The 24,654-nt window shown below is 41.2% G+C and carries 25 protein-coding genes and 1 tRNA gene; 17 read left to right on the top strand and 9 right to left on the bottom strand.

Translation table 11 applies throughout. From position 1 onward, the window contains the following. The first annotated feature begins 2 nt into the window (after positions 1 to 2). The 10 genes from Q4546_RS01380 (at position 3) to Q4546_RS01335 (ending at position 9,846) form a co-directional block, all read left to right on the top strand. Entirely contained in the window at positions 3 to 1,214 is a 1,212-nt protein-coding gene (locus Q4546_RS01380; RefSeq protein WP_303445550.1) for an NnrS family protein, read from the top strand. Positions 1,215 to 1,401: 187 nt separating this feature from the next. Beyond that, positions 1,402 to 2,721: an ammonia-forming cytochrome c nitrite reductase subunit c552 gene (locus Q4546_RS01375; RefSeq protein WP_303445585.1), complete on the top strand. Its 1,320-nt coding sequence runs from the start codon at positions 1,402 to 1,404 to the stop codon at positions 2,719 to 2,721. Positions 2,722 to 3,086: 365 nt separating this feature from the next. Continuing rightward, complete coding sequence (locus tag Q4546_RS01370) at positions 3,087 to 3,572, top strand: nuclear transport factor 2 family protein (RefSeq protein ID WP_102519333.1); 486 nt, start codon at positions 3,087 to 3,089, stop codon at positions 3,570 to 3,572. After that, positions 3,572 to 4,360: an SDR family NAD(P)-dependent oxidoreductase gene (locus Q4546_RS01365; RefSeq protein WP_303445549.1), complete on the top strand. Its 789-nt coding sequence runs from the start codon at positions 3,572 to 3,574 to the stop codon at positions 4,358 to 4,360. The genes Q4546_RS01370 and Q4546_RS01365 overlap by 1 nt, the downstream gene beginning before the upstream one ends. A gap of 64 nt (positions 4,361 to 4,424) precedes the next feature. Next, entirely contained in the window at positions 4,425 to 5,693 is a 1,269-nt protein-coding gene (locus Q4546_RS01360; RefSeq protein ID WP_303445548.1) for an NAD(P)/FAD-dependent oxidoreductase, read from the top strand. Further along, positions 5,690 to 6,478 carry a DUF1365 domain-containing protein gene (locus Q4546_RS01355; RefSeq protein WP_303445547.1) on the top strand — a complete coding sequence of 263 codons (789 nt, stop codon included), beginning with the start codon at positions 5,690 to 5,692 and terminating at the stop codon, positions 6,476 to 6,478. Before Q4546_RS01360 ends, Q4546_RS01355 begins: the two co-directional genes overlap by 4 nt. 190 nt (positions 6,479 to 6,668) lie before the next feature. After that, positions 6,669 to 7,946: a cyclopropane-fatty-acyl-phospholipid synthase family protein gene (locus Q4546_RS01350; protein ID WP_303445546.1), complete on the top strand. Its 1,278-nt coding sequence runs from the start codon at positions 6,669 to 6,671 to the stop codon at positions 7,944 to 7,946. Positions 7,947 to 7,951: 5 nt separating this feature from the next. Further along, complete coding sequence (locus Q4546_RS01345; RefSeq protein WP_102475539.1) at positions 7,952 to 8,476, top strand: DUF2878 domain-containing protein; 525 nt, start codon at positions 7,952 to 7,954, stop codon at positions 8,474 to 8,476. A gap of 216 nt (positions 8,477 to 8,692) precedes the next feature. After that, complete coding sequence (locus Q4546_RS01340; RefSeq protein WP_157936284.1) at positions 8,693 to 9,253, top strand: chalcone isomerase family protein; 561 nt, start codon at positions 8,693 to 8,695, stop codon at positions 9,251 to 9,253. A 65-nt stretch (positions 9,254 to 9,318) separates the two neighbouring features. Next, positions 9,319 to 9,846, top strand: a complete 528-nt coding sequence (locus tag Q4546_RS01335; protein WP_303445584.1) for a DUF3833 domain-containing protein — start codon at positions 9,319 to 9,321, stop codon at positions 9,844 to 9,846. Between the two features lie 91 nt (positions 9,847 to 9,937). Here the strand turns inward: Q4546_RS01335 and Q4546_RS01330 are convergent, their stop codons facing one another. Next, positions 9,938 to 10,282 (bottom strand): DUF3634 family protein, encoded by a 345-nt coding sequence (locus Q4546_RS01330; protein ID WP_303445545.1) that lies wholly within the window; start codon positions 10,280 to 10,282, stop codon positions 9,938 to 9,940. A 298-nt stretch (positions 10,283 to 10,580) separates the two neighbouring features. Here Q4546_RS01330 and Q4546_RS01325 point away from each other — a divergent pair, with 298 nt between their 5' ends. Next, entirely contained in the window at positions 10,581 to 12,029 is a 1,449-nt protein-coding gene (locus Q4546_RS01325) for an NAD-dependent succinate-semialdehyde dehydrogenase (RefSeq protein ID WP_303410451.1), read from the top strand. 156 nt (positions 12,030 to 12,185) lie between these two features. After that, positions 12,186 to 12,911, top strand: coding sequence for a DUF599 domain-containing protein (locus Q4546_RS01320; protein ID WP_102438751.1), 726 nt, complete (start codon positions 12,186 to 12,188; stop codon positions 12,909 to 12,911). 132 nt (positions 12,912 to 13,043) lie between these two features. Here the strand turns inward: Q4546_RS01320 and Q4546_RS01315 are convergent, their stop codons facing one another. The 6 genes from Q4546_RS01315 to rpsU form a co-directional block, all read right to left on the bottom strand. Next, complete coding sequence (locus tag Q4546_RS01315) at positions 13,044 to 13,937, bottom strand: polysaccharide lyase family 7 protein (RefSeq protein WP_303445544.1); 894 nt, start codon at positions 13,935 to 13,937, stop codon at positions 13,044 to 13,046. A 414-nt stretch (positions 13,938 to 14,351) separates the two neighbouring features. Next, positions 14,352 to 14,428 (bottom strand) — tRNA-Ile (locus tag Q4546_RS01310). Between the two features lie 215 nt (positions 14,429 to 14,643). Further along, positions 14,644 to 16,473: an RNA polymerase sigma factor RpoD gene (rpoD, locus tag Q4546_RS01305; RefSeq protein WP_102439278.1), complete on the bottom strand. Its 1,830-nt coding sequence runs from the start codon at positions 16,471 to 16,473 to the stop codon at positions 14,644 to 14,646. A 144-nt stretch (positions 16,474 to 16,617) separates the two neighbouring features. Next, positions 16,618 to 18,345: a DNA primase gene (gene dnaG, locus Q4546_RS01300; protein ID WP_303445543.1), complete on the bottom strand. Its 1,728-nt coding sequence runs from the start codon at positions 18,343 to 18,345 to the stop codon at positions 16,618 to 16,620. Between the two features lie 84 nt (positions 18,346 to 18,429). Continuing rightward, positions 18,430 to 18,873 (bottom strand): GatB/YqeY domain-containing protein, encoded by a 444-nt coding sequence (locus Q4546_RS01295; protein ID WP_102439276.1) that lies wholly within the window; start codon positions 18,871 to 18,873, stop codon positions 18,430 to 18,432. Between the two features lie 7 nt (positions 18,874 to 18,880). Beyond that, positions 18,881 to 19,096 (bottom strand): 30S ribosomal protein S21, encoded by a 216-nt coding sequence (rpsU, locus tag Q4546_RS01290; RefSeq protein WP_055024252.1) that lies wholly within the window; start codon positions 19,094 to 19,096, stop codon positions 18,881 to 18,883. 237 nt (positions 19,097 to 19,333) lie between these two features. On the opposite strand from rpsU, the gene tsaD reads away from it, so the two are divergent. Then, positions 19,334 to 20,347 (top strand): tRNA (adenosine(37)-N6)-threonylcarbamoyltransferase complex transferase subunit TsaD, encoded by a 1,014-nt coding sequence (gene tsaD, locus Q4546_RS01285; RefSeq protein ID WP_303445542.1) that lies wholly within the window; start codon positions 19,334 to 19,336, stop codon positions 20,345 to 20,347. 90 nt (positions 20,348 to 20,437) lie between these two features. Here the strand turns inward: tsaD and plsY are convergent, their stop codons facing one another. Continuing rightward, positions 20,438 to 21,046 carry a glycerol-3-phosphate 1-O-acyltransferase PlsY gene (gene plsY / locus Q4546_RS01280; protein ID WP_102439274.1) on the bottom strand — a complete coding sequence of 203 codons (609 nt, stop codon included), beginning with the start codon at positions 21,044 to 21,046 and terminating at the stop codon, positions 20,438 to 20,440. A gap of 241 nt (positions 21,047 to 21,287) precedes the next feature. On the opposite strand from plsY, the gene folB reads away from it, so the two are divergent. From folB to Q4546_RS01260, 4 genes are all read left to right on the top strand, one after another. Further along, positions 21,288 to 21,641, top strand: coding sequence for a dihydroneopterin aldolase (gene folB / locus Q4546_RS01275; protein WP_102439273.1), 354 nt, complete (start codon positions 21,288 to 21,290; stop codon positions 21,639 to 21,641). 64 nt (positions 21,642 to 21,705) lie between these two features. Continuing rightward, entirely contained in the window at positions 21,706 to 22,209 is a 504-nt protein-coding gene (folK, locus tag Q4546_RS01270) for a 2-amino-4-hydroxy-6-hydroxymethyldihydropteridine diphosphokinase (RefSeq protein WP_102439272.1), read from the top strand. A 17-nt stretch (positions 22,210 to 22,226) separates the two neighbouring features. Next, a complete protein-coding gene (locus tag Q4546_RS01265) occupies positions 22,227 to 23,027 on the top strand; it encodes an undecaprenyl-diphosphate phosphatase (RefSeq protein WP_102439271.1) in 801 nt (266 codons plus the stop codon). A 127-nt stretch (positions 23,028 to 23,154) separates the two neighbouring features. Then, positions 23,155 to 23,982, top strand: a complete 828-nt coding sequence (locus Q4546_RS01260) for a methyltransferase domain-containing protein (protein WP_102439270.1) — start codon at positions 23,155 to 23,157, stop codon at positions 23,980 to 23,982. A 155-nt stretch (positions 23,983 to 24,137) separates the two neighbouring features. Here Q4546_RS01260 and Q4546_RS01255 read toward each other — a convergent pair whose 3' ends face one another. After that, positions 24,138 to 24,404 carry an Lpp/OprI family alanine-zipper lipoprotein gene (locus Q4546_RS01255; RefSeq protein WP_076542485.1) on the bottom strand — a complete coding sequence of 89 codons (267 nt, stop codon included), beginning with the start codon at positions 24,402 to 24,404 and terminating at the stop codon, positions 24,138 to 24,140. Between the last annotated feature and the right edge of the window lie 250 nt (positions 24,405 to 24,654).

Below are 24,654 nucleotides of genomic sequence, written 5' to 3'. Positions count from 1 at the left end.
TTATGCTAAATATTGACGACCCAGCAGAAATAGAAAAAACCGCTGCTATTTGGCGCTTAGCTTTTAGGCCTTTTTTCTTAGGTGGCGCAGCACTGGCAATGTTGTATATCCCATTATGGTTAATGGGCTGGTTTACCCCGCAATACAGCCTATTTAATAGTAATTTTTGGGCGAACGTATTACCTTTATGGTGGCACCCCCATGAAATGTTATTTGGTTTTATTTTAGCTATTGTCTGTGGTTTTTTACTCACGGCAGTGCAAACTTGGACCAATCAACCTAGCCTTAAAGGCATCCCTCTGGCGATTACTTTTATCAGTTGGCTACTTGCTAGGTTACTGCTGTTATTGCCGATGGATATCCCGTTAATTTTACCGGCATTTTTTGATAGTGTCTTTTTAGGCATTGCTGCATTTACCATGTGGCGATGCGTTTATCGGGTAAAGCAATGGCAGAACATTGGTTTTTCAATCATGCTCATGGTAGCGCTTATAGTTAATCTTGTGAGTTATTACGCATTAAACGAACGCAATTTTATTTTAGCTAATCAAATTTGGCAGGGAATGATATTTTGGCTGGCGCTACTGATTACCATAGTTGGTGGACGGGTTATTCCGTTTTTTACCGCCATGCGTTTAAAGGCTACTAAAGCTCAGCCAATTTTTGTTGTAGAAAAGGGCTTGCTGATATTAATGGTACTTTTGGCTGTTCAAGCTATATTTAAGTTATTGCCTGTAGCTGTTGAGCAAGTGTTGTTATTGCTAGCAGGTACGCTGCATTTAGTTCGATTTAGCCGTTGGTTACCCCACAAAACCCTGTCTGAGCCGATGTTGTGGTCATTACATGTGTCTTATTTGTCACTGCCACTATCGCTACTGGGGTTAGGTTGGTTTATCAATGATGACTATGCTTATCGAAGCATGTTGCACTTATTTGCTATTGGTTGTGTTGCTTCTCTATGTTTAGCCATGATTTCAAGAGTGTCACTGGGCCACACCAGTAGAAATATTTATCAAGGGCCTAGCATGGTATTGGCGTTTGCCTGTTTACCCATAGCTGCAATATTTCGTGCCATTATGCCTTTGCTTTTACCCGCTCAAACCCAAATGTGGTTGTGGTTAGCAGGTGGGTTTTGGTTTATGGCTTTTGGATTATTTGTGCTGCATTACAGCCCAATACTTACTCGTCCTCGTATTGATGGCAGGCCTGGCTAAGCTGGGTCAGCTAAAAGTGAAGTCACCGTTTTAAGCAATTTAAGTCGTTAAAACTATAGAATTTATACTAGTCAGTTATGTCAGTTTGTAATATTAAGGAAGCACAGTGAACAAACGTTTATCCCTAGTTGCCCGAGATTTAGTCGTTAAATCAAAGGCAGTAAAAGCAGTATCGGTATTATTAAGCCTGAGTTTTTTTGGCTGCGCAGTTGCGTCTGAAACCAAGGATATTTTTGAAACTAAATTTCCTGAACATTATGAGTCATGGGCGGCAACTGAAGAGCAGTCTGAACGTGAAGATATGTTAGCCCAGTATCCAGCTAACATCATCTTATGGGCTGGTTCATCATTTGCCAAAGAATATCACAGCCCTAGAGGTCATCAATTTGCTGTTGCGGATGTGACGCAAACATTACGTACTGGTGTGCCACCAAAAGAAGGCGAGAAAGGCACCTCTGCCAGTTGTTGGACCTGTAAAACCCCTGATGCACCAAGACTAATTAATGAGTTAGGCTTTGAAGGTTATTCAGCAAAAAACTTTACCGATTTAGGTACTGAAATTAAAAGCGTGGTTTATTGTAGTGATTGCCATGAAAACGGTTCTGAAAAATTAGCCCTACCAAGGCCTCATGCTCAGAATGCGATGAATAAAGTGGGTCTGCCATTTGCGGAACAATCAGTTTCTATGCAGGGGGCACAAGTTTGTGGCCAGTGCCACGTGACTTATTATTTCCAGCCTGAAAAAAGTAACGTAGTAAACATGCCTTGGATCTTCGGTAGTACAGCTGATGATATTGAGAAGTACTATGATACCCGCCGTTTTTTCGAGTGGATTCACCCTATTTCTAAAACGCCAATACTCAAAGCGCGTCATCCAGAATTTGAGCATTGGAGCCGAAGTAAGCATGCTGAACATAACGTAACCTGTATTACTTGTCATATGCCTGCGGAAGAAAATGAACAAGGTGAGACATTTACCAGCCATAAGGTTGATAAAGCATTACCGTATTTTGATCAAACCTGTAAAGGCTGTCATCAAAGTAAAGACGAAATCACAGCTAAACTGAACAGTGATAAACAAGAAATTGATGCCATGGCACGTAAGGTTGAGGGCCTATTGGTTAAGGCGCATTACGAAGCTAAAGCCGCTTGGGATGCTGGTGCAAATTGGCATCAAATGAATGAAGGCATCATGGGGATTCGTCACGGACAGTGGCGCTGGGATTTTGCCATGGCTTCACATGGTTTATATGCCCATAACCCAGATGAAGGTCGTGAGTTATTAACTAAAGCTATTGAGCAAGCAACCGCTGCGCGTGAGTCTATTGCGGGAGTCCTTAGATTGCTTAAGGTTACCGAGGTGCAATACCCTGACATTAGCAGTAAAGAATCTGCTCATGCTGCGGTTGGAATTGATGAAGTTAAGTTAAGCGAAGAGAAGCAAAAATTCATCAAAGAAGAAGTTGAGAAAAACTGGGACCCAATTGCTGCAAGAGGTTACCAGTGAGCTAAATTTATTAGCTTAAAATAGCGATAGAGACTGATATCGCCAAAGCTGATTATTGTGTTTATTAAAGGCGCTTAGTGAAAACTAAGCGCCTTTTTTATTGTGACCTGCAGCGACTATCGTTGCGTATTAATCATTAACAATCCGATTAAGTAGCATTATTTACTTATTGAAAATCAATGATTATTTAAGTTATTTATCGGTTAAACATAGGACAAAACGTGCAACTAAGCTTACTATTAATCTTGCAGTCGCAATATGACAGCTCGATTTGATTACCAAAGTTTGCAAGGTTTAGCTAAGCGCCACCTAGATTGCTATTAGTTAATCAGCTAATCGTTATTTGAGGTGGTAAAGGAGACATAATGCCAAGTACTGCCAATACTGTGAGTCATTTAACTGAGCCAGCCAGCAATAATGATCTTGCTAGACCACAAATTATTGATGACTTTATCGGTATGTACCAGCTGCTTAATAAAGACAGCTTACACTTGCTTAATCAGGTGTATAGCGATGAGATTATCTTTCAAGATCCATTACACAAAGTTGAAGGTATTGAAAACCTTAGCCTGTACTTTGCTAACCTATATGCCAACGTTGACCATATTGAATTTGATATTAAAGAGGTGAGCTGTAGCCATCAGCAGGCCGCCGTTTTCTGGGCAATGCACTATCGTCACTCTAAATTAAACAACGGCCAACTCATCACTGTTGAAGGAATGAGCCAGCTTAAATTTAGCGATAAAATTACAGCCCATCGCGATTATTTTGATCTTGGCAGTATGCTGTATGAACAACTCCCGTTAGTAGGTCGGTTGATTAAGTTCATCAAAAACAAGGCGTCAGCATAATGGAACAAGCTAACTCTCATCAGGGAAACGTTCATCAATCAGTAGCAAGACCTGCAGTGTTAATCACCGGGGCCAGTTCTGGTATCGGTTTAGCACTAGCGATGCTTTATGTTGAAAAAGGCTACATGGTATTTGCTTGTGGCCGTAATGAGGAGCGCTTAAATGCCATAAGTGGCGTTGTGCCGCTTGCTTTTGATATTAACGTTAAAGAGCAAATTCAAACCGCAGCGCAAACATTATCAGATAAATTAGCCGCATCTAACGCGAAATTACAGCTGGTTATTCTTAATGCGGGTAGTTGTGAATACATTGAAAATCCGCTGCGTTTTGATGGCGCTTTATTTGAGCGAGTGATTCAAACTAATGTCATCTCGATGGGTTATTGTTTAGAGCATTTCTTACCGCTAGTGACTACCAACGGCAGAGTGGCGTTAATGAGTTCCAGTGCGACCTATTTACCTTTTCCTAAGGCTGAAGCCTATGGCGCGTCAAAAGCTGCAGTGAGTTACCTTGCCAGTAGTCTTCGTCTTGATTTAAAAGCAATCGGTATCGGTGTCAGTGTTATTTGTCCGGGCTTTGTGAAAACCCCATTAACCGATAAAAATGACTTTGCGATGCCAATGCAAATCAGCGCTGATGACGCTGCGAATACCATTTTTAAAGAATTAAAAACGGGTAAGAATGAAATCCACTTTCCTAAGCGCTTCACACTAATATTGAAAGCAATATCGTGCTTGCCCTCAGCGTTAATTAACAAAATGTTGGCACCCAAAGTCAGTCAGAAATAAGTTCTAAATTCAAATGCCATTAACTGTAGTCATAGCAATAATAATAATGAGTTGAAGGAATAATATGAAAAAAATAGCAGTTGTGGGATCGGGTATTTCAGGACTGACCTGTGCACATTTACTCAGTGAGCTTCATCAAGTCACCGTATTTGAAGCTAACGATTATATTGGCGGCCATACTGCGACCATTGATGTTGAAGTAGGCGGTAAGCCTTATGCTATCGACAGTGGTTTTATTGTCTTTAATGACCGCACTTACCCACGTTTTCAAAAGCTAATGGCAAAAATGAACATTGAATCATTACCCACTGAAATGAGCTTTAGTGTGCGTAATGTGCAAACCGGATTAGAATACAATGGCCATACCTTGTGGAGCATGTTTGCCCAAAGACGTAACTTGTTAAAACCAGATTTCTATAAGTTTTTAGCCGAGATAGTGCGTTTTAATAATCAATGCAAGGCTATCTTTGAAGCGGAAAACTACCCGAGTGACAGTTTAGGGCAGTTTTTAGATGCTGAAGGTTTCTCTGACTTTTTTAGCGAGCATTACATCTTGCCAATGGGCGCGGCCATTTGGTCTGCCAGTATCAATGATATGCGCAAATTCTCATTGCGATTTTTTATTCAATTTTTCCATAACCATGGCTTACTTAATATTAGTGACCGCCCACAATGGTACGTATTAAAAGGTGGCTCTCGAAGCTATATTCCTGCGCTTATTGCTCCTTTCAAACAGCGATTGTTTTTAAACTCTGCAGTGACCTCCATTGAACGCAGCGACGATGGGGTTAACTTACGTATTAATGATGGCGAAGTTCAACGCTTTGATGAAGTCATTCTAGCTTGCCATAGCGACCAAGCGTTGGCGATGCTTACCGATGCAACTGAGGATGAAAAACAAGTACTTGGGGCGATGGCATATCAAAATAATGAAGTAGTTTTGCATACAGATACTAATCTACTGCCAAAACGCAAAGCGGCATGGGCCAGTTGGAATTACCGCCTAGAAGGCAAGGATGCAGCTGAAATTGCTGACAGACCTGCCAGCGTGACTTATAACATGAACATTTTGCAGCGCTTACCCAAAGATGCGCCGACGTTTTGTGTGACTTTAAATCAAACAGATTTAATTGATGAGTCTAAAATTCTCAGAAAATTCAATTATGCCCATCCAGTGTTTAATGAGTCGAGTATGAAAGCCCAAGGCGAACGTAAACGTATTTGCGGCGTTAACCATACTCATTTTGCTGGCGCCTATTGGTATAACGGTTTTCATGAAGATGGTGTCCACAGTGCACTTGATGTGTGCAATGATTTTGGCATTAGCCTATGAGTGAATTCACCAGTGGAATATACAGTGGCGATATTATTCACCGGCGCTTTACGCCGAAGCTGCACAGCTTTAGTTATCAGATTGCCTTACTGGCAATAGACTTAGATGAAGTGGCGCAGCTATCTAAGGTTAGCCGTTTATTTAGCGCAGTTGAGCGCTCAGTACTACGATTTAATCCTGATGATTATTTAAATGCCCTTGAAAGCCAGTTTAATTGCTCCCCTGTTGATGCAGCATTGATAGATAAAATGAGCCCGCCGCAAGCGATGAAACAGCGGGTGTTATGGACGATAGCAAAGCTTGGGGCTCAGACGCAGTGTGACAGAGTCGTGTTTGCTGGCCAAGTGAGGCATTTTGGTTTTTATTTTAGCCCGGTTAACTTCTATTTTTGCTATCAAGGTGACGAAGCGGTTTATATGCTGGCGGAGGTAAGTAATACGCCATGGGATCAGCGCCATTGTTACTTAGTCAATCTCACTAAAACCACCACCACAGATAAAGTGTTTCATGTTTCGCCATTTATGGATCTTGAGATGCATTATTTTTGGAAGGTCATCGCGCCAAGCAAGCGCTTAAATGTGACCATACAAAACAGGGATGATGCCGACAATAAGCTGTTCGATGCCAGTTTGTTGCTCAATAAAAAGGATTTTACCGCCAAAAATATTCGCAGTATGTTGCTCAGTTTTCCGCTAATGACATTGAAAATTATGTTTGGAATTTATTGGCAAGCGCTGAAGTTATTTATTAAACGGATCCCTTTTATCTCTCATCCACAAACTTAAATTAAACCAAATCATGAAATGATGCGTATTGGTTTAGTAATGTTCAACTCATAACAAATAATTTTTGCCTAGCGAGAGTTTTAGTGTATTGAAATCTAACCTGTTGTTTATGAGTAAAAATAAAATTTACAGCTAAAATACTAATAGCGCACAAAAAATTGCATATAAAAAGTAGTCAGCGGAGAGAGTTATGGAAAATGCGGCAACCAACACCAGCTTAGTGCAAGAGACTATTTCTGACAGCTTTGCGAAGAAGATTTTGCTTAAGGCATTAGCCCACTTGTCAGATGGCCATCTTACCATTGTTAGTTCTGATAACTCTGCAATTGGCAGCTCAGAGCAAAGCTTAAGCTTTGGTAATGTCGATTCTGACTTGCATGCCACTATGCAGGTGTCTCACCCCAGTTTTTACAAGCAGATCATTTGGGGTGGTTCAATTGGCGCTGGCGAAGCCTACATTCAAGGTCATTGGTCGAGCCCTGATTTAACTAAAGTGGTGCAGATTTTTGCCCGAAACCTCTCATTACTGGATAAAATTGAGCGTTACTTTTCATGGTTTAGTGTTGGTATTAATCGTATCGGTCATTTGTTTAACCGCAATTCATCAACGGGTTCAAAGCGCAATATTCTGGCGCATTATGATTTAGGCAACCCGATGTATGAGCAGTTTCTAGATAAAGAAATGCTCTATTCAAGCGCGCTATACCCGCACCACGATGCCAGTTTAGAACAAGCCCAGCAGCATAAGCTGCAAACCATTTGTGAGCGTCTTGATTTACAAGCGGGGCAAACCGTTCTTGAGGTCGGTACTGGTTGGGGGGCGTTGGCGATATATGCGGCCAAGCACTTTGATGTCACCGTGACCACGACAACTATCTCTGATGCCCAATATGATTACGCACTAGAGCGGGTAGAGCAAGAAGGCTTAACTGACAAAATAACTTTGTTAAAAGACGATTACCGTATTTTGACCGGTGAGTATGACCGCGTGGTGTCCATTGAAATGATTGAAGCGGTAGGTCATGAATATTTACCGGGCTTCTTTAAGAAGTTAGAAAGTTTACTTAAGCCAAATGGGCGCATGTTAATTCAAGCCATTACCATAGCTGATCAGCGCTATGACAGTTACCGTAAAAGTGTCGACTTTATCCAGCGCTATATTTTCCCTGGTGGTTGTTTACCGTCTATCAGTGAAATGAATAAGCACATTGCCAATAAAACTGACATGGTGGTGTGGTCCATCAATGATATGGGTAAAGATTACGCTCAAACCTTAAACCATTGGCATGAAAAATTTGATAAAGCCCAAGACCGAATCAAAGAGATGGGCTATGGCGAAGACTTTATCAGAATGTGGAAGTTTTACCTGAGTTATTGTGAAGGTGGATTTTTAGAAAGAACTACCAGCACAGTTCATTTAGTGGCAGTAAGGCCGCAATATCGTACTGCATTAGCCAGTGGCGCATAACGTATATGCTCTGGGTTAATCATAATATCATTATCAATGTTATTGCCTTTCAGATTATCTGGTGGGCAGGGGTATTAGCTGGCAATCAGCTGCTATATATCCCAGGATTATTGTTGATTTGGCACTTTATCGTCAGCCGTCAACGGGTTTTAGATATCAAAGTGATGCTCAGTTGCACCATTATCGGGGTACTAGTTGACTTAACGCTTACCTTAACGGGGCTTTTTGATTTTACGGTTGTGCCTATATGGTTATTACTGCTGTGGTGTTATTTTGCGATTTCACTTAATTACAGTTTAAGCATTTTTAGCGGCTTACCCATTATTGTTCAAGTGTTAGTTGGTGGCGTATTTGGTAGTTTAAGTTACCTTGCTGGAGCCAACTTCGGCGCGGTCGATTTCCCTCACGGCGATTTGTTTACCACTGCAATTTTAGCCATTATTTGGGCCTTGTTGATGCCGTTATTTTTTCACATTGCCAAGTTCATTCGCCACAAACACGAAGTGAAACAAATTGCCCAGCTTATTTAATTAACCCAGCTTTGTGTACCTAACGGCGGTGCAATTATCTGGCTGTGGTTGGCTGATTATATTGGCTCAATAGAGGAACTCAATATGATGAATAGTTATTCTCGGATAAGCTCGTTAGCAGTTCCTAATGCGCTTGGTGTAAATACACGTGCAAGTTTTCACTTAGTTGTTTTGAGCTTAGTTAGGTTTTTTTTTAGTGCCTGTATCTTAGCTGTTATGAGTACAAACGTATTGGCTAACGCACAAGAGTTAAATACTGAGCCAACTCCCGCAGCAGAACTAATTTCATCAGTGCAATCTTCGTCAGTGCCAACGACACCAGCTTCGACAGCATTAGCCACGACAGATTTTAAACTGGTAGGCCAAGCCGATCTGGATTTATTGTGGTTTTCGGTTTACAGCGCCAAGCTAATGTCAGTAGATGGTGAATACAAAAATCAGCAATATCCACTGAAACTTGAAATCCAATACCATAGAGATATTGATGCAGAAGATTTAATTGAAGCTACCGTAGAGCAGTGGCAGCACATTGGTATCGAGCAAAGTCGCATCCCTCAACTGCAGGCTCATCTAGAAGGTATATGGCCTGATGTTAAGCAAGGTGACACTCTAAGCTTTATGATGCACGAGCAAAATAAAGGCCAGTTTTTTTATAACGAACAGCCTTTGGCGATGATCTTAGAACCGGGGTTTGCAGACGCATTTCTTGGCATTTGGTTATCAGAAAACACCAGCAGGCCTAAATTACGTCAGCAGTTAATTGGAGTTAAGAAATGATTAAAGCAAGTTTAGCGTTAACGGCATTAAACAGTACGTGGCGACAGTTGCAATGCGCTTACGCTATGGCTAAGAAGTCATCTTTGCTGGTCATTTCGTTAGTGTTATTGACAGCGTGTTCATCAGCATCTATTGAAGATTATGATAAAACCACTCCGGAACTTCATTTACGTAGCTTTTTTGACGGCAAGTTAACTGCGGCGGGTATCGTACAAGACTTCTCTGGCACAGTGACCCGAAAATTTACCGTCACTATGGAAGCCAGTTGGCAAGGTAATAAAGGGGTTATTAACGAGTGGTTTATTTATGATGATGGCGAAAAGCAAACCCGAATTTGGCATATAACCGATTTAGGTAATGGCCAATATGAAGGTACGGCGAATGATATTTTAGGCACTGCGACCGGTGAGGCCAGAGGCAGTGCGCTGCGCTGGGCTTATGACATGATTTTAGAGGTTGATGACTCAGAATATGAGGTGCATTTTGATGACTGGATGTTTTTAGTGGATGAAAGCACCATTATAAACAAAAGCGATATCATCAAATTTGGGGTTACGGTTGCTCAGGTTACGTTAGTCATCAGCAAAGAGTAACTCAAATATCAATGGCTGAAGGCAGATTGAAGGCATTACAGTAGCGGTCAACTAATACAACTTATATTGACCGCTAAAGCCTCTGGCTTCCTTAACCCTTTAGCTTTGAATTGTCCTGTTGCTTCTTATCATAATACTCAAATGGAAAAACGTTTCTGATCCGTTGGGTGATTTTGTCACCAACATTGGCAGAGACATGTAATCTTACCCCGTTCAGTTTTTCAGCTCTGACAGTACAAGTGAGCTTTTCGTGTTTGGCTATATTTTTACATTCCCGCAGAAATGCTTCAGGGATTTTCCCCGAGTGCTTATCGAGTTTGCCGTTTTTAAAATGCATTTCAAAGACTTTCAATCCTCTGCTGCCTGAAAAAATGAGCTTGTAAGCGATAATCAGAAATAACAGCACAAATAATATTTTAAATAGTGTATCTACCATAACAATATCCTTGTATTTACAGCCTGAGTGCCTTGAATATTAATTGAAATGACTCAGTAGGTTAAATCAAAATTTTCAATGTCTTACTGATTAAAATACTCTGCTAGTTGAGGAATGCAATTATTTTTAACGCTTTGTAATCTAGCTCACATTTACAGGGCATTTAAGCGGCGATTGTAAAGGGCGAAATGGGGGCACAGCTTGGTTGTCAGCCAGTTGCTAAATCGTTAGCTCGTTAACCTTCGCAAACTTAGCTAAGATAGTAGTGTCTGCTATTTTGCTGCTAAAGGATACGATTGTGCATTTACAAGACCCCAGTTTGTTACGTCATCAATGTTATATCAATGGGCAATGGCGTGATGCCATATCGACCCATTGCGACACGATTATTAATCCTGCCACCAATAAAGAGCTAGGTACAGTGCCAAGAATGGGCCAGACTGAAACCCAGCAAGCCATTGAAAGCGCCAATAGTGCCTTAGCAGCATGGCAAGCACTCACAGCTAAACAGCGCCAAATAATATTAATGACTTGGTTTGAGCTGATATTAGCCCATAGCGATGATTTAGCGCTGATTATGACCTTAGAGCAAGGTAAGCCATTAGCCGAAGCCAAAGCTGAAGTCGCTTATGCCGCCTCCTTTGTGCAATGGTTCGCTGAAGAGGCCAAACGGGTTTATGGTGAGACCATTCCAGCCCATCAAGCTGATAAACGTATTATGGTGATTAAGCAGGCCGTAGGCGTTACCGCTGCTATTACGCCGTGGAATTTCCCGCTTGCGATGATAACCCGTAAAGCTGCACCTGCATTAGCAGCGGGTTGCACTATGGTGCTTAAACCTGCGCCGCAAACCCCCTTTAGCGCCTTAGCCTTAGCTGAGCTTGCAAGTCGAGCCGGTGTTCCTGCTGGGGTATTTAACGTGATCAGCGGCGATGCCATCGCCATCGGTGCAGAGCTTTGTGCTAACCCCATAGTGAGAAAGTTGTCCTTTACTGGCTCAACCGCTGTAGGCGTAAAGCTGATGCAGCAATGCGCGCCAAGTATTAAAAAGCTATCCCTTGAGCTTGGTGGTAATGCACCGTTTATTGTCTTTGATGATGCTGATATTGACGCGGCAGTTGAAGGGGCTATTCAAGCCAAATATCGTAATGCCGGACAAACCTGTGTTTGCGCTAATCGTATCTATGTTCAAAAAGGCTTATATCAGCAATTTGTGGCAAAGTTTACCCAAGCAGCAGCGCAGCTCAAAGTGGGTAACGGCTTAGATGATGGCGTCACTATTGGACCACTAATAAACCAAGCCGCAGTAGCAAAGGTGCAAGCTCATATTGATGATGCGCTACAACAAGGCGGTCAAATTGTATTGGGTGGTAAGGGCGATGCTTTAGGCGCTAACTTTTTTAAGCCGACAGTATTGGTTAATCTAAAGCAGTCGATGAAAGTGGCCAAAGAAGAAACCTTTGGGCCGTTAGCGGCGATTTTTGAATTTGATTCAGTTGAACAAGTGATCAAACAAGCCAACGATACCGAGTTTGGTTTAGCGGCTTACTTTTACGCCAAAGATATCTCTACCGTATATCAAGTATCAGAAGCCCTTGAGTACGGTATGGTCGGGGTTAATACCGGGTTAATTTCGAATGAAGTCGCCCCCTTTGGCGGAGTGAAGTCTTCAGGGCTTGGCCGCGAAGGCTCCCATCATGGTATCGATGAGTATCTTGAAATGAAATATATTTGCTTAGCGGTTTAAAGGCTGCCTTGGTCGTAAATATACGCTTCAATCAAGCTGATAACTGCCTAGCTGTTATTAAACTTGATTATTTAGCGGTTAATAACATGAAGGCTATTTAAGGCAAGAGTAATGTGTTGCATAATTAACCATTAATTCCATAATAGCTTGAGTCTTATGCTTTTCTCTTTTATCGATTTTATCGCTTTAGCGTGTTTCTTCTCATGCTGGGTGGGTTACACTTTTTTTGCCCGTAAAAAGGCCAAAACAACGAACTGTATCGCCCGCTGTTTGCATCAGCATCGTATCTATTGGATGGCCGAAGTGATGACCAAGGAGATCCGTGTGGGTGAGGCAGCATTGTTGGCAAACTTAGAACGTAATATCGCTTTTTTTGCCTCAACCACCTTACTGGTGTTGGCGGGTGTATTGACCTTATTTGCTCAAGTTGAGCGCCTTGAAGAAGTGATCAGCTCTATTCCCTTTGCCGCTGAACCTAATCATGCCTTAGTGCAGGTGAAGTTGGCTATGCTGGCAAGTATTTTTGTATTAGCCTTTTTTCAATTTACTTGGTCAATGCGTCAATATGGCTTTTTAAATGTGATGATTGGCGCAGCGCCCATTGATCGCACACGAAGCAATAAAAACTTGGCAAAGTATTCGCGCCAAATGGCCACGGTGGGCGATCAGGCCGCTCACTCTTACAATTATGGCTTACGAAGTTATTACTTTTCCATGGCAGCGCTTTGTTGGTTTTGGAACCCCATCTTACTGATAATAGCCAGCTTGCTGGTGGTTTATATTCTCTATCATCGAGAGTTTAACTCTCGGGCTGTTAAAGCCATTACTGCGGCGCAAAATTATTTGGAAATCGCTCAACAGGAACGTGAAAGTAAGAACTAAGTACCTGTTTAAGGGCCGTTAGAGCTATTTCAATGGCAAGGTAAGATGGAAAAACCAATGTAATCCGTGTGTTTATAAGAACGGTTTACATTGGTTTGTAATGCGGTGTATTACTCAGCAATTAAAGAGAGCTTATTGCGCTTGTTTTGTGTCTATGGCGTATTCTAAATTGTAGAAATGAGCTTCGCTTTTACCGTTTTCGAACTGGTTATAAACCCCAGCTTTGAAGTAGCTTAGCATGTCTTTCCAGTAGCTAATGTCATGCTTCACTTTAGTGACACCATCAACTTTAATGACCAGCTTTTGATCGCCAATAATGATGTCAAAATGCGTTGGCACATCAGGGGTAAACTTCCCTAAATTCATTCTCACATACGAATTTTTACAAACAGGCGTATCGCGGTTTCCACTGTCTTTACCACAATTCACATTGTTATTTTTGATGATAGCCCAATAATGATCTTTTATGCCTTTTCGGTCGGCTTCGTAAACGACACGCAGTAATGGGTGAGGGATATAACCCACACCATGCTTGCCATCGTCAAAAGTACCTTTGTTGTGTACCTGTAAGAAGGTCATCGCATCATTTTTCGAAGGGCTGTTTTCTACGGCTTCTCGTGGATTGATAGGCATTAAATCAGCAGATAGACGATAAAAAGTTTGGCTTTCATCAGATTTGAAGTTTTCTAAGACGCGTAGTTCATTACGTAACTTATAACCTTCCATATTCATGACCAGGGCTTCAGAGCCTTTATCTACATAAAAGTGCTCATTAACGATACCGCTAAAATTGCTGTCTTGAGCTAATTCATATTTACTGCCGGGTTTTGCGTTTGGTGTTGATATTTGCAGTTTTGAGGCACTTAATATTGATGAAAATTTTGCATAATCAGCAGGCGCTACTTGCTCACCTGTTGCTGGTTTCATCTCGATATTTGAAGGTGTTGGCGTTTCGGAGCTTGATGCACAACCACCCAGTAAACTACTAACAATAAGCGCTAAGGGTAACAGTTTTATTTTTTTCATTTTTATTCCTTTTAACGAAAACCTTGAGCCAAAATGTCATGGCAAACAGCGATGTAACAGTAGTAGGTTTAATTTAATATAATAATACAAATAAACTGTGTTTTAGATCAATTTTTTGTGAAGTTATCATTTGGGGTATGTGTTTTTGTTAAATTTCAGTAAGGCAGCCAAATATAAAAACGCTTTGAGTGTTATTTGCAATCAATGGAATGTTAGTTTGATGTCTTTAGGCTCACAGTGGAATTAAAGTCATGATAAAGCTGCTAGAACTATTTAGTGACTTACATCATTTGTGAGTTTTCAGCCGCTATCTACGTGGAATGATGATGTTGATATTTGTTGGTATTTCGCTAAAGTTAAAATTTTAGACATGAAAAAGCCGCTTGAATAAATCCAAGCGGCCTATCAATAAATTGGTGGCCCCTCCCAGACTCGAACTGGGGACCTGACGATTATGAGTCGTATGCTCTAACCAACTGAGCTAAGGGGCCGACTTAAGATAGTCGTCACTATCGAAAGCGGAAAGAAGTATACGAAGTTTATTCACGGTTGTCACCCGCCAATTGCTGAGAATTGTGACTAAAAGATTCAATTGGTTATCTGTTAAGCAATCATGAGGTTTTTTATATTAAATAAAGTAATTTTGAGGCAAAAAAAAGCCCGAATTAACGGGCTTTCATTATTGTTGCAACTTCTTAGTGAGACTCTATTCGTCTAAGAAAGACTTCAAGATTTCTGAGCGAGAAGGGTGACGCAATTTACGTAGTGCTTTTGCTTCAATTTGACGAATACGTTCACGGGTTACATCAAACTGTTTACCCACTTCTTCAAGGGTATGGTCGGTATTCATATCAATACCAAAACGCATACGTAACACTTTAGCTTCTCGGGCTGTTAGGCCTGCTAGCACTTCATGAGTGGCATTTTTAAGACTTTCGCTTGTTGCTGAGTCTAATGGTAGCTCAAGCGTGTTATCTTCAATGAAGTCACCTAAGTGCGAATCTTCATCATCACCAATAGGTGTTTCCATTGAGATTGGCTCTTTAGCGATTTTCAGCACTTTAAGGATCTTATCTTCAGGCATTAACATGCGCTCTGATAATTCTTCAGGTGTTGGTTCGCGACCCATTTCTTGTAACATCTGACGTGAAATACGGTTAAGTTTATTAATCGTTTCAATCATGTGTACTGGAATACGAATGGTTCGTGCTTGGTCAGCAATTGAACGAGTAATCGCCTGACGGATCCACCAGGTTGCATAAGTTGAGAACTTATAACCACGACGGTATTCGAACTTATCTACAGCTTTCATCAAACCAATGTTACCTTCTTGAATCAAATCCAAGAACTGTAAGCCACGGTTGGTGTACTTTTTAGCAATAGAAATTACTAGACGTAAGTTCGCTTCAACCATTTCTTTCTTCGCACGACGAGCTCTTGCTTCACCGATTGACATACGACGGTTGATGTCTTTAATTGCGCGAATGACTAAGCCGGTTTCTTCTTCGATAGCAGCAAGTTTAGTGCTACAACGAATCACATCGTCTTTAACCATACGTAAGCCTTCAGCATAAGGCTTATTACTGCTCATTTCAGCATGGAACCAAGTTAAGTCAGTTTCATTACCGGTGAAGAACTTAACAAAGTTTTTCTTTGGCATTTTAGCTTGTTCAACACAAAGCTTAAGGATTAAACGCTCTTGTACACGTACGCGATCCATCATAGAACGCATGCTTTTTACTAAGCGATCAAATTGCTTTGGTACTAAACGGAATTCTTTGAAAAGCTCGCCAATGACAAATAAAGCACCGATGGCTTCAGGGTGATCACGGCCTTTTTTCTCAATAACAGCTAAGCCTTTTTCAAACACTTCGCGTAATTGAGTAAACTTCTCTTTAGCTTCTTCAGGATCTGGACCTTTTGGGCCTTCCTCTTCGTCTTCAGCATCTTCGGCATCATCTTCGTCTTCTAACTCTTCTTCTGATAACTCAGAACCAACGTGTGTTGCTGTTGGTGCTACGTCATCATCATCAGGGTTAACAAAACCTGCGATAATGTCAGTTAAACGTATTTCGTCAGCTTCATACTTATCAAACTGCTCTAAAATCATCGCAATCGCTTGCGGATATTCAGAGACAGAACTTTGAACCGTATTAATGCCTTCTTCAATACGTTTTGCGATGACGATTTCGCCTTCGCGAGTCAATAACTCAACTGTACCCATTTCACGCATATACATACGTACTGGGTCAGTGGTACGACCTAATTCACTTTCTACCGTTGCAAGCGCTGCTGCAGCTTCTTCTGCTGCATCTTCGTCGGTGTTGTCCTCAGACATCATCATGTCATCGGCATCTGGCGCTTGTTCAAACACGCGGATGCCCATGTCATTGATCATCTGGACAATATCTTCAATCTGATCAGAATCGACCATGTCAGCTGGCAAGTGGTCATTGACTTCAGCATAGGTTAAATAACCTTGCTCTTTACCTTTAGCAAGCAACAATTTAAGTTGCGACTGCGGAGTATGCTCCATAGATATCATCCAAGTTGGTAACTGAAATAACGACTGGACACCTGCCGAGGCAAAGTGTCAAGCAAATCGTCAATTATAGCTCTATGAACTAAAGTACGCTAGTCCATGACATGACTTAAGGGAACATTTTTTTAATAAAAGATGTTATTTAGCAATGCCTTTCATTATAGAAATAAGCTTCGTGAGCTGAATTTTTTCAGCTTTATTTAGAGTTTGTTTAAGACTCAGTTCCTGATAGCGTTGTTCAATATATTGATTGTTCAACCAGATCAGGGATTGTTTAAACTCTTGAACTAGGTTTTCATCCGCCACTTGGTGGTCCCATTGGGCCAATTTTATCAACGCATTTTTTTGTTCATGCTGACGATAAATCTCAAGTAGTTGTGCGCTGTTTAACTTTCGGTCTCGAGTTAAATTCAATAAATCACTGAGCAATTCGATGCCAGCAATCTTTAAATGTGCAAGTGAGGGTTGTATAGCTAAGCCATATCCTAACTCTGGACGTTGTACTAATAATGCAATGGCTAATCGCAGTGGGGTACCACGCCCTTGTAAACCTTTTTTATTCATAGGTTGTTGCTGTTTTACTGCAAAACCTAACTTTTTCTTTAGATCATCTGCGCTATTCATACCAATTTTATGGGCGAGATTTTCTAATAATAAATTCTGTAACACAGTGTCTTGAACACGTTCGATTAGCGACATAGCTTGTTTAGCCAATGAGCTTTTATCACTACCGAATTTACTGGTTAAGGTCTCAAATAAAAACGCCGGTAAGTCGAGGGCGCGGACCATTAACTCTTCAAAACCGTCTTTGCCTACTTGGCGAACCATGGTATCTGGATCTTCGCCTTGAGGTAAAAACATAAACCTAACGACATCACCAGGCTTTAATAAAGGCAGTGCGGTTTCTAGTGCACGCCAAGCGGCTTCTTTACCTGCTCGGTCACCGTCGTAACAACAAATGACTTCTTTAGCACTACGCACTAACAGCTGAAATTGTTCAGCGGTTGTTGCTGTGCCAAGTGATGCAACGGCATAATCAACACCAAATTGGGCAAGCGCCACAACGTCCATATAGCCTTCAACAATTAATACTTGTTGTGGGTCTCTATGGGTTTGCTTGAGTTCGTAAAGACCGTAAAGCTCATTTCCCTTATGAAATATGGGCGTTTCTGGCGAATTCAAGTACTTTGGTGTTCCATCGCCTAAAACTCGACCACCAAAGCCAACAACTCGGCCTCTGCGGTCGCGAATAGGAAACATTAACCGATCGCGAAAGCGGTCATATCGCTTGCCATTATCGTTGGCAATTAGCATTCCGGCGGTGAGTAATTTGTCTTGTGCTGCAGGGTTTTGGCGATATCGACTTAATAGTCCATCCCAACCATCTGGCGCAAAACCGATTCCAAAATGCTCTACAACATCACTGGAGAGCCCTCTGAATTCTAAATAATCTACAACTTTTTGTTTGTCGCTGTGTTGACGCAATTGATTTTGATAATAAAGATTCGCTTCTTCCATCAATTGGTATAAGTCACGACTTAAACTTTGATCTTTTTTAGGACCAGTACCTTGCTCTCTTGGTACCTCGAGTCCGAGTTTACCGGCAAGCTCTTCAATGGCATCGACAAATTCTAGTCGATCATATTCCATGATAAAATCAATGGCGTTGCCATGAGCACCACAACCAAAGCAGTGGTAAAATTGCTTGTCTTGACTGACGGTAAAAGAAGGTGATTTTTCGCTATGAAAAGGACAACATGCAGAGTGATTTTTCCCTGCTTTTTTCAAAGGTACACGGTGATCAATTAGATCAACAATGTCAGTTCGAGCTATTAGCTCATTGATAAAGTCACGAGGTATCGCCATAAATGCTATAGGTCTCGCATTACCAAATAGATAAAACAAACAAGCCGTGCAAGGTGCACGGCTTATTCACACATTAACGATCTGTTAGTTTAATTTAGCACGGATTAGACTGCCAATGGCACCCATATCTGCACGACCTTGAACCTTAGATTTTAATGCTCCCATTACTTTGCCCATATCCGCCATGGTTGATGCACCTACCTGAGAGATAGCTTCATCAATGATTGCGGCAACTTCTTCTTCTGTTAAAGGAGAAGGCAAGAAAGTTTCAATGACTTGAATCTCTGCTGCTTCAGCTGCTGCTAACTCCGGGCGATTTGCTGACTCATACTGAGTTATAGAATCGCGACGTTGTTTTACCATTTTGGTTAAAACGGCTATTGTCTGTTCATCAGTCAGAGTTTCGCGGGTATCCACTTCAATCTGTTTAATGGCAGACAGTGCCATACGAATTGTCCCCAAACGCGCCTTATCTTTGGCACGCATAGCTTCTTTCATTTGGTCTTTTAGCTGTTCGACTAGGCTCATAGTGAGATTAGTATAAACGTACGCGACGTGCGTTTTCGCGAGAAAGCTTCTTAGCTAGACGCTTAACAGCGGCAGCTTTTGCGCGCTTACGTGCAGAAGTTGGCTTCTCGTAGAATTCACGAGCGCGAACATCAGCTAAGATACCTGCTTTTTCACAAGAGCGCTTGAAACGACGAAGAGCTACGTCGAATGGTTCGTTTTCACGTACTTTAATAATTGGCATACGCCATCACCCCTTAGGTGTAGTTAATTTGGCACTACCTGTTTTGGTAGATTAACCAAGGCTATTTAAAATGGTGCCGAATTCTACATCGATTACGATGCTTTTGTAAACCCCTTTGTTAATCGCAAATGACAATCAAGGTGTCATTTTTTTGAGACTGATGATTATGCTTGGTGGAATAAAATCTTCTCAACAGGTAGAATTGCCGGCCTTACAAATTTATCAAGACGAGATGCTATGCGGGTTTTAGGTATTGAAACATCATGCGATGAAACTGGAATCGCTGTTTATGATGATGAGCAGGGACTATTATCCCATGCTTTATATAGCCAAGTGAAATTACATGCAGATTATGGTGGTGTTGTGCCTGAATTAGCATCTCGTGATCATGTGCGTAAAATTATTCCATTGATTAAGCAGGCGCTTAAAGAGGCTAACTCTACTGTTGATGATATTGATGGCATCGCTTTTACTAAAGGACCTGGATTAATTGGCGCGCTATTAGTCGGCGCTTGTGTTGGGCGTTCATTGGCATATTCGTGGGACAAGCCTGCAATTGGAGTTCACCATATGGAAGGGCATTTATTAGCGCCAATGCTTGAAGATGATGCGCCTGAGTTCCCTTTTCTTGCTCTGCTGGTATCTGGCGGTCACTCAATGTTAGTGCAAGTAGAAGGCATTGGCCGTTATCAGGTGTTAGGTGAATCGGTTGATGACGCTGCTGGTGAAGCATTTGATAAAACCGCTAAGCTGATGGGGCTTGATTACCCTGGTGGGCCACGTTTAGCTAAGTTAGCAGCAAAAGGTGTTGAGGCAGGTTATAAATTCCCTCGACCAATGACAGATAAACCAGGGCTTAATTTTAGCTTTTCAGGCTTAAAAACCTTTACCGCGAATACCATCGCTAAAGAGCCTGATGATGAGCAAACAAGAGCCAATATTGCCCGCGCTTTTGAAGAGGCAGTGGTGGATACTTTAGCGATTAAGTGTCAACGCGCATTAAAACAAACAGGTTATAATCGCTTAGTTGTAGCAGGTGGAGTGAGCGCTAATACTCGGTTAAGAGAAAATTTAGCGACCATGATGGCTAAGTTAAATGGTGAGGTGTTTTATCCAAGAGGTGAGTTTTGTACCGATAATGGTGCAATGATCGCTTTTGCTGGCTTACAGCGCTTAAAAGCTGGGCAGGTGGAGTCGTTAGAGGTAGAAGGCAAGCCGCGCTGGCCATTAGATATCTTGTCTGCTGTGTAATTAAGTCATTACCTGATATGAAAAAACCTAAGCCATGGCTTAGGTTTTTTTATATCAATAATATAATCAGTTAGATAGTTTGAGTTAAAACTAGTTAGCTTGTTTTTTCTTACGGGAAAGCTTGCTTTCTTCGCCCACTCTCAAGCGCTTAATATTATCTTTATGGCGAATGACAATTAATAAAGAGAGCATTGCCACTGGAATGACAAAGCGCTCGTCTAACCACCATGTGTAAACTGGTGCAAGTATTGCAGTTAAAATGGCGGCTAATGATGAATAGCGAGTAATAATTACAAATACTAACCAAGTAATAATTAACATGGCGGCTAAATCGCCGCCAATAGGAGCCATCGCGCCAAAGGCAGTTGCTACGCCTTTGCCGCCTTGAAAGTTAAAAAAGAGCGGGTAGATGTGGCCTAAACAAGCTGCGATGGCAATGAGCCCTAATGACACCGCATCTTGACCGAGTAAGTAGCTGCAATAGCTGGGCGCGGCGCCTTTAAGCATGTCGAAAAATAAAACTAAGGCAGCAGAGCTTGCGCCACCGATACGAAGTACGTTGGTTGCCCCAGGGTTGCCTGAGCCTTCAGTGCGAGGGTCGGGTAAACCTCTTAATTTGCAAACCAAAATGGCACTTGAAATAGAACCGGCTAGGTAGGCGGTTATAATCATCAATATTGTGATTGTAACAGCGCTCAAATTGGTGTCCTTAGTCTTCTTAGGGTATCATCGCCCATTAATTTATATCACTTGATCTTAATGGTTATTATCAGCTTTTAAAACGCTATTTAGAATGGTTATCATTCATAAATAGCTAGCCATTATCCTACTGCTTTAGTTGCTCAGGAAAAAGACAAAAATCATGATAACGGTTAATTGATGTCATTATCAGCTTTTTTAGGCTGTTTTTTTAAAAAAATGAGTAAAACTCGGAGAAAGCATGGATAAAGTACTTATTCGCGAGCTAAAAATTGAAACTGTAATAGGGATCTACGAGTGGGAAAAACAAATACAGCAAATATTGCTCATCGATTTAGATATGGCTTGGGATAATAAAATGGCTGCTGCCACTGATGATTATCAACATGCCTTGTGCTACGAAAGTGTGTCTAATCGCCTCACTGCATTAATCACTCAAAAACCCGTTGAGCTAATTGAAACTGTCGCAGAAATGATTGCCGAGTGTTTGATGACTGAATTTAAGGTTGAAGGCGTTAAAGTGACAGTGATGAAACCTGGTGCGGTACCTACTGCAGTCTCTGTTGGTGTGGTTATTGAGCGCGGTCAATTTTAGTAACATGTTTTAGCACTATTTAATCATCTTTTCATGTTTGTTCTTTATATTACAGAGTGAGTTAATGGCACGTATTTATATCAGTCTAGGCACTAATATTGACCCTGTTGCACACATGCAGTCAGGATTAATTGATTTGCAGCAGCAATTTGGCCCATTACAGTTATCAAGGATGTTTGAAAGTGAAGCAGTTGGGTTTCAAGGTACCAACTTTTTAAATATGGTGGCCGCAGCTGATACCGATATGAGTATTGCTGAGGTGGTTGCCAGCTTTAAACGAATAGAAAAGCAAAATGGCCGCATTCGCGGTGAAAAAAAATTTAGTCCACGAAGTTTAGATATCGACTTACTGCTTTATGATAATGAAATTTGTCAGCAACCGGTTGAACTGCCTCGAGGTGAGATTTTATTTAATGCTTTTGTATTGTGGCCGCTGGCAGAAATTGCGCCGCAATTAACTCACCCAATAACGCATCAACCCTATCAATTACTTTGGGATAATTACGATAAATCTAGCCAGCATATTTGGCCGATTGAGTTTGACTTCCCTGCAACACTGACACGTTAATATTATAAAGGACAATCATGGAAACCATTCAGGTTATTATACTTGCCATCATTCAAGGGCTAACAGAGTTTTTACCGATTTCAAGCTCCGCTCACCTGATTTTGCCGGCGCAAGTTTTAGGCTGGCAAGATCAAGGTCTTTTCTTTGATGTCGCTGTTCATATTGGTTCATTATTAGCGGTAGTGATCTATTTTAGAAAAGAAATATGGCTCATGCTCAATGCGTGGATAGCGAGCATGGTTAAAGGTGTTCATACCCAAGACAGTAAATTAGCTTGGTGGATCATTTTAGCGACATTACCGGCGGTGTTCTTTGGCTTTATGGCAAAAGATTTAATCGAAACCTACCTTCGTGGCCCTGGGGTAATTGCTATCACAACAGTTATATTTGGTTTGCTGTTGTGGGTCGGTGATAAAATGGCCCGTAATGAGCTAACCGAGTATCAAACCGGTTGGAGAAAGGCGCTATTAATTGGTTTTGCTCAAGCGTTGGCGATTATTCCAGGCACGTCACGTTCAGGTATTACCATCACCGCCGCTTTGATGTTAGGTCTAAACAAAGAAGCTGCAGCACGCTTTTCATTTTTAATGTCAATACCGGTGATTTTAGGTGCGGCGATTTTAATGACTAAAGATGCCGTTTCAAGTGACTTGGTGATTAATTACGGTGAGGTGCTACTGGGTATCGTGGTTTCGTTTTTTGCAGCCTATACTTGTATTTACTTTTTCTTGAAAATTATCAGCAAGATTGGCATGACCCCATTTGTGCTGTATCGCCTAACGCTTGGCGCAGTATTATGTGGCTTTATATTCCTGTAATATAAACCACAATAGATTAATCATTATGAGAGACAAAATCATCAATGATTAATAAAATAAAAAACGGGTGTTATCACCCGTTTTTTATTCCTTAAATTTAGCTGTAAAGTCTAGGACGTTTTCTGTAATGAACTCAATTTTGATCTGCCCTAAGTGTGCGACAGCATTGCATTATCATCAGGCCTCAGCAGGCTACTATTGTGATAATAAGCATCATATTGATAAAAATGCCCAAGGCTATTTATCCTTTGTTACCTCAACCAAGTTCAAGGGCGCGAATGAGTCACGTCAGCAACTGCGCTCGAAACGCTTTCTTATGGCTGAAGACTTATTTAAACCGTTAATGGATAAACTGAGTGAGTCATTTAATCAATTGATTGATGGGCGCACCGAACTACAGCACCTGAATTTTAGCTGTGCAGATGGTCTATATTTGCGACACCTTGCTACCAGCACTAATGTTGATGTTAGCCATTGGGGCGTTTCTGAAGCTGAGAACGCACTATTTGCAGCCAGCAAAGAAAATACCCCAGCTAGTCTAATCCTTACCCCTTATAAGAAGTTACCTTTTGCTGATAACAGTTTAGATATCGTGTCGCTATTTGACGTGGCTTTAAAAGGTAAAGAGTGCCTAAGGGTGTTAAAAGACAGCGGTCGATTATTAATGTTAGTGCCCGGTCCTCGGCATTTATGGCAACTGAAGCAGCAGGTATATGACAATTTAGCGGAAAAGCCATTGCAGTTGAATTTACCCAAGCAGATTGAAGTGGTTAATACAAAATCGATTAGCTTTACTGGTGATGTGAGCGGCGAACAAGCGATGACACTGTTGGAGATGAACCACCTTGCATGGCGGGTTAATGATCAATTAAAGCATCAAATTAAGAGTCATCCTGTGACAGGGTTAGAATTTGATTATGTATTGATTACTGCAAAGCTAGCAGAAGCCAAGTAAGTTTATTACAGAGTTAACGTTTGCGCGGCATGCCCTTATGTTGATTTAATCCTGCAGATACAATTAAGGCTTGAAATGGTAAACGACTTAAGTCTGTTTACTATGTTCAAGCCTTAATAATCAACCTATAAAAATAAGCTAATTTTCATGGTTTCTTACTTTTTGTAAGAAGAAGCCATGTTATCGATGCGATCGTTTGCACGCTTAGCTTCAGCTTGAGCGTCCATAGAAGCTGCTTTAGAATCTTTCACATCAGCAGATAATTTGCTTTGCTCTGATTTTAAAGAGCTAACTTCAGAAGATAGTTGATCAACTTTGTTACCTAGGTTAGCAACACTTTCTTCTAAAGCAGTAGTGTTTGCACAACCACCGATAAGAGCAGTCATAGCAACACCAGCAATCATTAATACTTTCTTGTTCATGGAAAATCCCTTCATTATAGGTTGTAATAAGTTGCTGAGGCGTAATACCCAACAGCCTTTTAATTATGTCACAGCTATTGTATTTTGCTACACAAATTGGCAAAAAAAATCATAAAAAACAGCGTAAACCCAATTAATATAAGGATATTCATCTGTAGAAATTTGTAAAAAGGCATAATCTACGGCGTTAGTATTAGGTTAATCACTCTGATATTGAAGTAGTGCTAAGGTTTCGTTTAGTGCATCACGA

Source organism: Shewanella sp. 4_MG-2023, assembly GCF_030548015.1.
GTDB lineage: Bacteria > Pseudomonadota > Gammaproteobacteria > Enterobacterales > Shewanellaceae > Shewanella.
Note: the sequence above shows the minus strand (reverse complement) of the source record. Positions and strands in the feature narration are given on the sequence as shown.